The sequence below is a fragment of the Chromobacterium sp. Ag138 genome, from assembly GCF_055181315.1.
The window spans coordinates 4,338,005-4,350,042 of the sequence record NZ_JBUPWA010000001.1 but is presented as its reverse complement, the minus strand read 5'-3'; the positions used below and the strand labels follow the sequence as shown (position 1 = coordinate 4,350,042).

Here is a 12,038-nt window from a genome sequence, read left to right as displayed (position 1 = left end):
CGCGCCGCGCGCAGGCCAGCGGCGTCGTTGAAGATGCGCTTGTCGCGGCTCTCGACCAGATCCTTGGCCGGATCGCCGCTGGGCGGCTTGCTGTACCAGCTGTTATGGGTCGGCGCGTAGCCGTTGCCATCCACCGCCACGCAGAACTTGCCGCCCGGAATCTGCCCCACCACGCCGTCCAGCATCGGCTGCAGCAGCTTTTCCAGCTTGGCGTCGTAAGCGGTGCGGTATTTCGCCGGCGCAGTGCCGGCGATCTGCTGGTAACGCTGATCAAACAGATCCAGACCACCTTGCAAGGCCTGCTGCAGCAGGCCCTGCACTTGATCGCGGACGTCCCGCGCCCGATTCACCGCCTGGTCGAAAGCGCCGTCGCCGATGACGAACTTGGAAACCAGCTCCTGCACCTGCTCCGCCGCCACCGTCAGCTCGGTCGCCGCTTTTTCCGTCTGCCCCAGGCGGCCGCTCACCAACTGCCCCAGTTGGTGGATTTCGGCCACATTCCGGTTGACCTGCTGATTGCTGTCGGCGAAACCGTGCATGGTGGAAGCGATCTGGCTCAATCCGCTGGATGTCGCTTCGAAATCGCCCATCATCTTGCTGAAATGCTCGGACGCGCGCGAAATCACGTCCCGCGCCTGATTGGTATCGGCGGTGATGGCCTCGGTTTCCTGCTGGGTGTTCGCCACCAGGCCCAGCATGCCGTCGATGTTGTGCGATATCTCGTCGGTGGCGGTCTTGACCCGCTCCGCCAGCTTGCGCACCTCGTCCGCCACCACCGCGAAACCGCGGCCGCTCTCGCCAGCGCGCGCCGCCTCGATGGCGGCATTCAGCGCTAGCAGATTAGTTTGCTCGGACACGTCCTTGATCAGATCGACAATGGTCTTGATGCTGGCCGAGCGCTGGCTCAGATCTTCCACCGTGTGGTTGAAATGGCCGACCTTGCGGCTGATGTCGTGAATGCTTTCCGTCACCAGGCGCAACTCCTGATACGAGTCCCGCGCCACCTTCAAATTCTCGGCGGTGGTGAAAGAAATAGCTTCGGTCTGCTCGGTGACCAGCCCTGCGCCGCGCGTCGAATCATCGCTGGCCTGCCTCACCTGCTTGGCCAGATCGTCCTGCTGGCGGGCGCTGCCCAGCGACTCGGTGACATTGCGCCGCGTCACCGCGGAGTCCATCGCGATCCGCACCGTCATCAGCCTCACCTTGCTGATGATTTCCCGCATCTTCAGCAAGAAGCGGTTGTAAGACAGCGACAGCTCGCGGATCTCGTCATAGGTGATGGTGGGAATCTCGCGCGACAGATCGCCGGCGCCGGCGCCGATTTCGTTGAAGATCTGGATGATCATGCGCAACGGCCGCACGATCAGATAGCGCAGATACCAGACCATGAAAGCGATGAAGACGAAACTCAAGGCCCACAGCCCTAGCGTCCAGTAGAGCGCGCTGTCTATGCTGGCCTCGACCCCGGCCATGATCTGCGGCGACACGCCGGCGCCGCGCAGGCTGTCGCGAATGTCGGACAAGGCATGGTAGCTGTAGGCCACCATCAGCAGCTGGAACAAGCTGATGAAGAAAAAACTGCACAACTTCTTGCCAAGCGTGTTCCAGAACGTCTTCTCGGAAAACGTGTACAAGCGCCAAAACCACTCCATTTGCTCTCCTCTTGCCGGCTGTGCCGCCGCTATTTTTTATTAGGACGTTATTTTTTCCGATGCGCGCCGCAATTGCCAGCCGATTCTCATCCGGAAACTTGATCCACATCAAACCCTCGCCGCCGCCATATCATCCAGCGCTCGCTATCGCGGAAAACCGCGACGCTCGACCCCAGCGCCTCATCCGCTTCCAGCTCGAACCACGGCGACAGCAGATCCGCCAGAGACTCGGCATCGATGCCGAATGGCGGCCCCCGCTCGGTGTCGGCGATGAAAAACACCCCGGCCAGCGCGCCGCCGGGACGGACCAGCGCCGCGACTCGATCAGCATATTGCTTTCGCATGCGGACAGGCAAGGCGCACAAAAAAGCCCGCTCGAACACGCAGTCGAAAACGGGCAGTTCTTGCAAGAAAAAATCGGCGAGCAATAATCGGCCAGCGGCTTCCGGCCACTGCCTGGCGGCGAGCTCGACCGCCGCCTCGCTGAAATCCACCGCCAGCACCTCGTGCCCCATGCCCAGCAAGGGCGACATGTCCGCCGCGCTGCCGCAGCCCGGCATCAACACCTGCAGCGGCGGCTGCGCGGCGAAAAACTCGCGCGCGGGCGGCGGCAGCTGCCCGCCCTCCCATGGCATCACGCCTTCACGGTAACGCTGCTCCCAGAAATCCGCCTTGGAACTGTCCGCCATACATTCCTTTCGATTCACCTCTCCCGCAGCCATGCCGCCACCCGCTCCAGCGACAGGCCCGCGCAATCGCACGCTTCCTCGCGCGTCGAAGCGGCGTCGCGCCAGCGCAAGCAACCCGCCTCGTCCAGCCGATAATGCCCGCCCCCGGGCAAACGCCCCCACTCGGCGCCATCCAGCTCATCCAGCTCCAGCAGCGCGCCGCAAGCCGCCGCCAGCTGCAGCAGGCGCAGGCGCGCCGGCAGGCGCAGCCATACCGCCTCCCGCTCATCGGCCGACATGAAGCACCACTGGCTCACTTCGGCGAAGGTGCGCGCGCAACCGCGGCAAACGTTGTCGCCCAGCGCGGTGGAACACAGGGCGATGCAGGGGGAATCGGGACGGGTCATGCTCATTCAGATGCTCGGCTCGGAAAAACAATGGCTTGAAAAACGGTCTGTCGCTCGCGACAAAACCAAAACGAGTATATCAGCAAGAGAAGGACAAACTGGCATCGGATAAAACCGATAACGGGAAGGAAAATAAAACCGCGCCGCGAATGGAGTCGGGAAATGGAAAACAAAAAAGCCAGCTTGCGCTGGCGTTTCAGTTTGATACGGCTTTAGATCTTATTGGTCGGGGTGAGAAGATTCGAACTTCCGACCCCCTGCACCCCATGCAGGTGCGCTACCAGGCTGCGCTACACCCCGACTCAAGAGAAACACAGTGTAACTGATTTATTATTTTTTGCCAATACCCGAATCCAGCCATTCAAGGATGGATTCCAATTCGGCGCGCACTTCCTGCGCGGTGACCGGACGTTCGCCATCATCGCCCATTCCCAGCCGCTGGCGAGCGCCCTGAATGGTGAAGCCATCGTCGTACAGCAATTCGCGAATGCGGCGCACCAGCAAAACTTCGTGATGCTGGTAATAACGGCGGTTGCCGCGCCGCTTCACCTGGCGCAATTGGGAAAACTCCTGCTCCCAATAACGCAGCACATGCGGCTTCACCCCAGCGAGTTCGCCGACTTCGCTGATGGTGAAGTAACGCTTAGACGGAATCGACGGCAGATCAGCCTTGCTTGTTAGCATGGTATTGCTCAACCATTCCCTTGAGTTTCTGGCTTGCGTGGAACGTTACCACACGGCGGGCGGTGATGGGAATCTCTTCCCCGGTCTTGGGGTTGCGGCCCGGACGCTGCGGCTTGTCGCGCAGCTGGAAGTTGCCGAAACCGGACAACTTAACCGAATCCCCAGATTCCAGCGCCAGCCGGATCTCTTCGAAAAACGACTCGACCATGTCCTTGGCTTCGCGTTTGTTCAGACCAACCTGGTCAAACAGCAAATCGGCCAGTTCAGCCTTCGTCAAAGTCATGACATTCCCCTCAAACTTCTAAACCACAATCGACGGGCGGACCCACCGGGATCCGCCCGCCCACATCTTGATCACACGCGCAGTTGCGCGCCCAGTTCCGACACCGCGTCCAGCAGGGCCTGCATCGCCGGCTCCACGTCCTCGTCGGTCAGGGTCCGGCTATTGTCCTGCATCAGCACGCTAAAGGCCAGACTCTTCTTGCCTTCGGCGACGCCCTTGCCGCGATAAACGTCGAACAAGGCGATATCGGTGACGATTTCAGCGCGCTTGGCATCGAACGCGGACAGCAGCTGCGCCACAGTCACAGCCTCGTCCACCAGCAGCGCCAGATCGCGGCGCACCGGCTGGAACTTGCTGACCGGCCGCGCCTTGATGCGGCTGCGCGCGGTAGCGGCCGCCAGATCCAGCTCGAACAGCACCGGCGCATTCACCAGGTCATAGGCCTGCACCCACTGCGGATGCAGCTCGCCGATCACGCCGACCGCCTTGCCGTCCACCAGCACCTCGGCGCAGCGGCCGGGATGGAAGGCCGGATGGACCGCCTTGCGGTACTCGGCCTTGACCGGATGCAGCAAGGCTTCGACATCGGCCTTGGCATCGAAGAAATCGACGCGCTCGGCCTTGGCGCCCCATTGCTCGGACAGGCGCGGACCCCAGGCCAGGCCGGCCACTCGCTCCGGCTGCTCGAAACCGTCAGCGCCGCGCAAGAACACGCGCGCCACCTCGAACAGCCGCACGCGCGGCTGCTTGCGGTTGATGTTGCCGGCCAGCACGTCGACCAGGCCGCCGATCAGCGTCGAGCGCATCACGCTCATCTGGCTGGCGATCGGGTTCTGCAGGCGGATCGCGTTGTCGTTGCCGGCGAAATCGCGCTCCCAGCGCTCGTCGACAAAGGCGTAGCTGACCACTTCCTGGTAGTCGCGGCCGGCCAGCAGGTGGCGCAACTGATCCACCGGTCGCTTCTCTTCCGGCTGCGCCAGCATGCGCATGCCGGAACGCGGCGCGTCGGCGGGGATGGCGTTGTAGCCGTAGACGCGCGCCACCTCCTCGATCAGGTCTTCCTCGATCTCGATATCGAAGCGGAACGACGGCGCCTGCACGGTGAAGACTTCATCGGCCAGCGTGTAGGACAGGCTCAGACGGGACAGAATGTCGCCGATTTGCTCGGCGGACAGCGCCACGCCCAGCACCTTGGCCACGCGCGCCACGCGCAGCGTGACGGCCTGGCGCTTCGGCAATTCGGCCACTTCCTCGACCACCGGGCCGGCTTCGCCGCCGCAGATGTCCAGCACCAGGCGGGTGGCGCGCTCGATCGCTTCGCGCTGCAGCGCGAAATCGACGCCGCGCTCGTAGCGGTAGGACGAATCGGAGCCGAAACCCAGCTCGCGCGCCTTGCCGGCGATCGCTTCCGGCGCGAAGAACGCGGACTCCAGGAAGATGTCGCGGCTTGCGGTGGTGACGCCGCTGTGCTCGCCGCCCATGATGCCGCCCATGGCCAACGGCTTGGCGTCGTCCGCGATCACCAGATGCTTGGGCTGCAGCTCGACGGTCTTCTCGTTCAGGCACAGCAGGCTCTCGCCGGCGCGCGCCTGGCGCACCGTGATGCCGCCCTCGATCTTGGCCAGATCGAAAGCATGCATAGGCTGGCCCTGCTCCAGCAGGATGTAGTTGGTGATGTCCACGATCGCGGAGATCGAGCGCAGGCCGGAACGCTCCAGGCGCTGGCGCATCCAGGCCGGCGTGGCCGCGGCGGCGTCGACGCCCTTGACCACGCGGCCCAGATAGCGGCCGCAGGCTTGGCGGGATTCGATCTTCACCGGGCGGACGTCGTCGATGGACGGCGCCACCGGGGCGATGGCCACCGGGGCCAGCGCGGCGCCGGTCAGCGCCGCCACTTCGCGGGCGATGCCGCGGATCGACAGGCTGTCGGCGCGGTTGGGCGTGATCTTCAGCGTGAACAGCTGATCATCCAGACCCAGGTAATCGCGGATGCTCTGGCCGATCGGCGCGTCGGCCGGCAGCAGCATCAGGCCGTCGACATCTTCCGGCACGCCCAGCTCCTTGCCGGAGCACAGCATGCCGTTGGATTCCACGCCGCGCATCTTGGTCGGCTTGATCTTGAAATCGCCGGGCAGCACCGCGCCCGGCAGCGCGCACGGCACGCGCACGCCGACGGCGACGTTGGGCGCGCCGCAGACGATCTGCACCAGCTCGCCGGCGCCCACGTCCACCTTGGTCACGCGCAGGCGGTCGGCGTTCTCATGCTTGACGCACTCCTTCACCTCGGCGATCACCACGCCGCTGAAGGCCGGCGCGGCGGCGACGGTTTCTTCCACTTCCAGGCCCGCCATGGTCAGCAGGTCGGACAATTGTTCGGTATTCAGCGCCGGATTGACCCAGCTTCTCAGCCATTGTTCGGAAAATTGCATAGTCGGCTCCGTGCGCGATCAGTTGAATTGCTTCAGGAAGTTGAGATCGTTCTCGAAGAACAGGCGCAGGTCGTTGACGCCGTAGCGCAGCATGGCGAAACGGTCGAGGCCGATGCCGAAGGCGAAGCCGGTGTATTTTTCCGGGTCGATGTTGGCGATGCTCAGCACCTTGGGATGCACCATGCCGCAGCCGCCCACTTCCAGCCAACGCCCCTGCTCGTCCAGCACGTCGATTTCGGCCGAAGTCTCGGTGAACGGGAAAAAGGACGGACGGAAACGCACCTGCAGGTCGTCGCGCTCGAAGAAGCGGCGCAGGAAGTCGGTGACCACCGCCTTCAGGTCGGCGAAGGACACGCCCTCGTCCACCCACAGGCCTTCCATCTGGTGGAACATCGGAGAATGGGTGGCGTCGGAGTCGACGCGGTACACGCGGCCGGGCGCGACGATCTTGATCGGCGGCTGGTGGCTTTCCATGAAACGCGCCTGGATCGGGCTGGTATGGGTGCGCAGCACATCGCCGTTTTCAACGTAGAAGGTGTCCTGCATCGCGCGGGCCGGATGGTTTTCCGGAATGTTCAGCGCCTGGAAGTTGTAGAAATCGCTTTCGATTTCCGGACCGTCGGCCACTTCGAAGCCCATGGTGCGGAACAGGCCGGCGATGCGCTCCAGCGTCAGCGCCACCGGATGCAGGCCGCCGCCAGCCGAGCCGCGGCCCGGCAGCGTGACGTCCAGCGCCTCGGCGGCCAGCTGGGCTTCCAGCTTGGCGGCGTTGAGCTGGTCGCGCTTGTCGTTGTGCGCGGCTTCGAACGCTTGCTTGGCTTGATTGATGGTGGCGCCGGCGGCCTTGCGCTCTTCCGGCGCCAGCTTGCCCAGCTGTTTGAGGAGTTCGGTCAGCTCGCCGCTCTTGCCAAGGTAACGTGCCTTGACCTGCTCGAGCTCGATCAGATCGGCCGCGGCGGCGACTGCCGCCTGGCCTGCTTGGAGAATCGCGTCAACGTTGTTCATCGTGTCCCACACCGTATGCGAATAGAAGGCTGATCACATCGGGCATCGAGCATACCCGCTCTGATCAGCGCTCTGAAAAGGGCGGCCGGAAGAAAAAAAGGGAGGCAAATGTTTGCCTCCCTTCAGATCCGTCCCGGCGATTAAGCAGCGAGGCTTGCTTTCGCCTTTTCGACGATCTGCGCAAAAGCCGGCTTGTCGAACACGGCCAGATCGGCCAGGACCTTGCGGTCGATTTCGATAGCTGCTTTCTTCAGGCCGTTCATGAACTTGCTGTACGGCAGGCCGTTTTCACGGGAAGCTGCGTTGATACGGGCAATCCACAGTTGACGGAACTGACGCTTTTTCTGACGACGGTCGCGGTAGGCGTATTGACCCGCCTTCATCACCGCCTGTTTGGCGATGCGATAGACGTTCTTCCGGCGGCCGCGATAGCCTTTCGCCAGGGCGAGGATTTTCTTGTGACGAGCACGTGCGGTTACACCGCGTTTTACGCGTGGCATATTTCAGGTCTCCTTAAGCGTAGGGCATCATGGCGCGAACAGAGGCCACATTGGTCGCATCCACCATGGAGGTGCCGCGCAATTGGCGCTTGTTCTTGGTGGTCTTCTTGGTCAGGATGTGACGCTTGAAGGCGTGTGCACGCTTGAAACCACCGCCACCCAGTACTTTGAGACGCTTCTTCGCGCTCGACTTGGTCTTCATTTTCGGCATGGAAATGCTCCTGCTGAATTTTGTTTAGATTAGACACAGGGTGGCCCGAAGGCTCTTGAAACCGCTGCGTCACGCTTTTGAGCAGATCGTTGCCGACCTACAAAATCGACACGGCAGAGCGTACTCTGCCGTGTCGAAAAATGATTATACCGATTATTTCTTCTTCGGCGCAATCATCATGACCATCTGGCGGCCTTCCAGTCGCGGGAACTGTTCCACAGTGCCCACTTCCGCCAGGTCGGCTTCCACGCGCTTGAGCAGCGCGAGGCCGATGTCCTGGTGTGCCATCTCACGACCGCGGAAGCGCAGGGTGACCTTGGCCTTATCGCCTTCAGTCAGGAAACGGACCAGGTTGCGCAACTTGACGTTGTAGTCGCCATCGTCGGTGCCCGGACGGAACTTGATTTCCTTGATCTGAACCTGCTTCTGCTTCTGCTTGGCTTCGTGACGCTTCTTGGACATCTCGTACTTGTACTTGCCGTAGTCCATCAGCTTGCACACCGGGGGCTGAGCGGTCGGGGAAATCTCCACCAGATCCACATCGCCCTCTTCGGCCAGAGCCATCGCTTCACGCAGACTGACGATGCCAATCTGCTCACCTTCCTTACCTACCAGACGGATCTCACGGGCGGTAATTTCGCCGTTGATCCGTGCTTCGCGTTCCTGAGCTATAGCTAAATCTCCTAAAAAATAATGTGTCTGCCGCCGCCGGATCAGGCCTCGGGCATCTCAGCCTTGAGGCGGGCCACGAAGGCATCCAGCGTGAGCTGGCCCAGGTCTTCGCCCCGGGCGCGCACGGCAACCAGACCGCCTGCCTTTTCCTTGTCGCCGATCACGATCTGATATGGCAACTTCTGCAGGCTGTGTTCGCGAATTTTATAGCCGATCTTCTCGTTTCTCAAGTCAAGCGCGACTCGGAATCCTTGTTTCTCAAGCTCTTTCGCAATTTCAACCGCATAATCCGCCTGCGCTTCGGTGATATTCATCACCACCATCTGCACCGGAGCCAGCCACAGCGGGAAAGCGCCGGCGTGGTTTTCGATCAGAATCCCGAGGAAGCGCTCCAGCGATCCCAGCGCCGCGCGGTGCAGCATCACCGGACGTTTGCGGCTGTTGTCATCCGCCACATATTCGGCATCCAGACGCTCCGGCAGCATGAAATCGAGCTGCAGCGTGCCGCACTGCCAGGAGCGGCCCAGCGCGTCCTTGATATGATATTCGATCTTCGGGCCGTAGAAAGCGCCCTCGCCCGGCAGCTCTTCCCATTCCACGCCGCAGGCGCGCAGCGCTTCGCGCATGCCTTCCTCGGCCTTGTCCCAGGTGGACTCCTCGCCGATGCGCTTTTCCGGACGCAGGGCCAGCTTGATCGACACCTTGTCGAAACCGAAGCGGTCGTACACTTCCATCACCAGGCGGTGGAAATCCTTGGCCTCCTGGTTGATCTGATCTTCGGTACAGAAGATGTGGCCATCATCCTGCACGAAGCCGCGCACGCGCATGATGCCATGCAGCGCGCCGGACGGCTCGTTGCGGTGGCAGGAGCCGAACTCGGCATAGCGCAGCGGCAGGTCGCGATACGAGCGCAGGCCGCTGTTGAACACCTGCACGTGACCCGGACAGTTCATCGGCTTCACCGCGTAGTCGCGCTTTTCCGACTCGGTGATGAACATGTTTTCGCGGTAGTTGGCGGCGTGGCCGGAACGCTCCCACAGATGGGCGTCCATCATCATCGGCGTGCGGATTTCCTTGTAGCCCTCGCGGTTCAGCTTGTCGCGCATGTATTGCTCGACGCTCTGCCACAGCTGCCAGCCCTTGGGATGCCAGAACACCATGCCCGGCGCTTCGTCCTGCAGGTGGAACAGGTCCAGCTGCACGCCCAGCTTGCGGTGATCGCGCTTTTCCGCCTCTTCCAGCATGTAGAGGTAGGCGTCCAGATCTTCCTTCTTGGCCCAGGCGGTGCCGTACACGCGCTGCAGCATCTCGTTCTTGCTGTCGCCGCGCCAGTAGGCGCCGGCCACCTTCATCAGCTTGAACACCTTCAGCTTGCCGGTGGACGGCACGTGCGGGCCGCGGCACAGGTCGGTGAATTCGCCTTCGCGATACAGCGACAGCACTTCGCCCTGCGGGATCGATTCGATGATCTCGGCCTTGTAGGCCTCGCCGATGCTCTTGAAGTAGGCGATGGCCTCGTCGCGCGGCAGCTCGTAGCGCTCGACCGGAATATCCTTCTTCGCCAGCTCGGCCATCTTCTTCTCGATCGTCGCCAGATCTTCCGGCGTGAACGGACGCTTGTAGGCGAAATCGTAGTAGAAGCCGTTCTCGATCTCCGGCCCGATGGTCACCTGCGCCTCCGGGAACAGCTCCTTGACGGCATAAGCCAGCAAGTGGGCGGTGGAGTGGCGGATGATGGACAGGCCGTCGGCATCCTTGTCGGTGACGATGGCCAGATCCGCGTTGCGGTCGATCAGGTAGCTGGTATCCACCAGCTGGCCGTCCACGCGGCCCGCCAGCGCGGCGCGCGCCAGACCGGCGCCGATGGACGCGGCCACTTCATGAACCGTTACCGGTTTGTCGAAAGAACGGACCGAGCCGTCCGGCAAGCGAATGTCTGGCATGTCAACTCCAACGAGGGCGAGAGATTTTTGTGATCGAGTCTAAAGCAAAAGGGTAAAAAAAAAGTGCGGCCTGAGCCGCACTTCTTTTCGCATGGTACAACCCGCAAGGCTCAGCTTCCGTGAGTATGTCGGGTTGTGGTAGTTCGCAAGAATTTCACTTGGCAACTCCATGCATTTAATTTGGTAGGCACGATTGGATTCGAACCAACGACCCCCACCATGTCAAGGTGGTGCTCTAACCAACTGAGCTACGTGCCTGTCGTCGAGGTGTGCATAGTATAAGAGCCTTCCCATTTTGGCAAGCACTTTTTTGCGACACCGACGCAGCCCGCGCGCTTGCTGTATACTAGCGGACTGATTTTGCTAAACAAACCCTGAAGCGATACTTCGAATAATGTTGAAGTTTACCGTACACAAGACCTCCGGCGGCGCGCGGCGCGGCACGCTGGAGCTGAACCACGGCACCGTGGAGACCCCGGTATTCCAGCCGGTGGGCACCTACGGCTCGGTCAAGGCGATGAGCCCGGTCGAGCTGAACGACATCGGCGCCGAGATCATCCTGGGCAACACCTTCCACCTGTGGCTGCGCCCGGGCCTGGAGATCGTCGAGCAGTTCGGCGGCCTGCACGAGTTCATAGGCTGGGACAAGCCCATTCTGACCGACTCCGGCGGCTTCCAGGTATTCAGCCTGTCCGACATGCGCAAGCTGACCGAGGAAGGCTGCACCTTCCAGAGTCCGATCAACGGCGACAAGCTGTTCCTGAGCCCGGAAATCTCGATGAAGATCCAGACCGTGCTCAATTCGGACATCGTGATGCAGCTGGACGAGTGCACGCCGGGCCAGGTGGACCACGCCACCGCGCAGAAGTCGCTGCAGATGAGCCTGCGCTGGGCCGAGCGCTCGCGCCGCGCCTTCGACGACCTGAAAAACCCGAACGCGCTGTTCGGCATCGTGCAAGGCAACCTTTATACCGATTTGCGCCAGGAGTCGCTGGAAGGCCTGATGCAGGTCGGCTTCGACGGCATCGCCATCGGCGGCCTGTCGGTGGGCGAACCTAAGCCGGAAATGTACCGGATGCTGACCGAGCTGAAAGACATGCTGCCGGCCGACAAGCCGCACTACCTGATGGGCGTGGGCACGCCGGAAGACCTGGTGCACGGCGTGGCCAACGGCGTGGACATGTTCGACTGCGTGATGCCGACCCGCAACGCGCGCAACGGCTGGATCTTCACCCAATGGGGCGACGTCAAGATCAAGAACGCGCGCTACAAGGATGACAAGAAGCCGCTGGACGAGGAATGCGCATGCTATGCCTGCCGCAACTTCAGCCGCGCCTATCTGCACCACCTGCACCGCGTCGGCGAAATCCTGGGCGCGCGGCTGAACACCATCCACAACCTGCATTACTACCAGGAGCTGATGCGCGAGATGCGCAAGGCGATCGAAGAAGACCGCTTCGAGGACTTCCGCCTGGAGTTCGCGGCCAAGCGCGCGCGCGGCGTCAACTAAGCGCGACGGGCGGGGAACCGCGGCCGGCCGCCGATGGTCCCACGCCCTTGCCGCGCTCCATGGTTGGAAAAGAC

General features: G+C 62.1%; 12 protein-coding genes and 2 tRNA genes. 1 reads left to right on the top strand and 13 read right to left on the bottom strand.

Translation table 11 applies throughout. The features are described from left to right. The 13 genes from ACY3GB_RS20305 to ACY3GB_RS20245 form a co-directional block, all read right to left on the bottom strand. Window positions 1-1,652, bottom strand: a 1,652-nt coding sequence (locus tag ACY3GB_RS20305) for a methyl-accepting chemotaxis protein (RefSeq protein WP_463090320.1), incomplete at its 3' end; no start/stop codon positions are given. Between the two features lie 86 nt (window positions 1,653-1,738). Next, on the bottom strand, window positions 1,739-2,455 hold the full coding sequence (locus tag ACY3GB_RS20300; RefSeq protein ID WP_463090319.1) for a methyltransferase domain-containing protein: 717 nt from the start codon (window positions 2,453-2,455) through the stop codon (window positions 1,739-1,741). Next, complete coding sequence (locus ACY3GB_RS20295; RefSeq protein WP_463090318.1) at window positions 2,356-2,733, bottom strand: DUF1289 domain-containing protein; 378 nt, start codon at window positions 2,731-2,733, stop codon at window positions 2,356-2,358. The genes ACY3GB_RS20300 and ACY3GB_RS20295 overlap by 100 nt, the downstream gene beginning before the upstream one ends. Window positions 2,734-2,950: 217 nt before the next feature. Then, window positions 2,951-3,027: transfer RNA gene (locus ACY3GB_RS20290), tRNA-Pro, on the bottom strand. 30 nt (window positions 3,028-3,057) lie between these two features. Beyond that, window positions 3,058-3,423: a MerR family transcriptional regulator gene (locus ACY3GB_RS20285; RefSeq protein WP_463090317.1), complete on the bottom strand. Its 366-nt coding sequence runs from the start codon at window positions 3,421-3,423 to the stop codon at window positions 3,058-3,060. Continuing rightward, window positions 3,392-3,694, bottom strand: coding sequence for an integration host factor subunit alpha (locus ACY3GB_RS20280; protein ID WP_011134908.1), 303 nt, complete (start codon window positions 3,692-3,694; stop codon window positions 3,392-3,394). Before ACY3GB_RS20280 ends, ACY3GB_RS20285 begins: the two co-directional genes overlap by 32 nt. A 71-nt stretch (window positions 3,695-3,765) precedes the next feature. Continuing rightward, on the bottom strand, window positions 3,766-6,123 hold the full coding sequence (gene pheT, locus ACY3GB_RS20275) for a phenylalanine--tRNA ligase subunit beta (RefSeq protein WP_463090316.1): 2,358 nt from the start codon (window positions 6,121-6,123) through the stop codon (window positions 3,766-3,768). 18 nt (window positions 6,124-6,141) lie between these two features. Next, window positions 6,142-7,128 carry a phenylalanine--tRNA ligase subunit alpha gene (locus ACY3GB_RS20270; protein ID WP_046168571.1) on the bottom strand — a complete coding sequence of 329 codons (987 nt, stop codon included), beginning with the start codon at window positions 7,126-7,128 and terminating at the stop codon, window positions 6,142-6,144. Between the two features lie 140 nt (window positions 7,129-7,268). After that, window positions 7,269-7,628, bottom strand: coding sequence for a 50S ribosomal protein L20 (gene rplT / locus ACY3GB_RS20265; RefSeq protein WP_021477050.1), 360 nt, complete (start codon window positions 7,626-7,628; stop codon window positions 7,269-7,271). Between the two features lie 13 nt (window positions 7,629-7,641). Further along, window positions 7,642-7,839: a 50S ribosomal protein L35 gene (rpmI, locus tag ACY3GB_RS20260; RefSeq protein WP_011134904.1), complete on the bottom strand. Its 198-nt coding sequence runs from the start codon at window positions 7,837-7,839 to the stop codon at window positions 7,642-7,644. A 153-nt stretch (window positions 7,840-7,992) separates the two neighbouring features. Beyond that, entirely contained in the window at window positions 7,993-8,511 is a 519-nt protein-coding gene (infC, locus tag ACY3GB_RS20255; RefSeq protein ID WP_076098326.1) for a translation initiation factor IF-3, read from the bottom strand. 41 nt (window positions 8,512-8,552) lie between these two features. Beyond that, window positions 8,553-10,454: a threonine--tRNA ligase gene (thrS, locus tag ACY3GB_RS20250; RefSeq protein ID WP_463090315.1), complete on the bottom strand. Its 1,902-nt coding sequence runs from the start codon at window positions 10,452-10,454 to the stop codon at window positions 8,553-8,555. A gap of 181 nt (window positions 10,455-10,635) precedes the next feature. Next, window positions 10,636-10,712 (bottom strand) — tRNA-Val (locus tag ACY3GB_RS20245). A 136-nt stretch (window positions 10,713-10,848) separates the two neighbouring features. Between ACY3GB_RS20245 and tgt the strand changes: the two genes are divergently transcribed. Continuing rightward, window positions 10,849-11,964 carry a tRNA guanosine(34) transglycosylase Tgt gene (gene tgt, locus ACY3GB_RS20240; RefSeq protein WP_463090314.1) on the top strand — a complete coding sequence of 372 codons (1,116 nt, stop codon included), beginning with the start codon at window positions 10,849-10,851 and terminating at the stop codon, window positions 11,962-11,964. The last annotated feature ends 74 nt before the right edge of the window (window positions 11,965-12,038 follow it).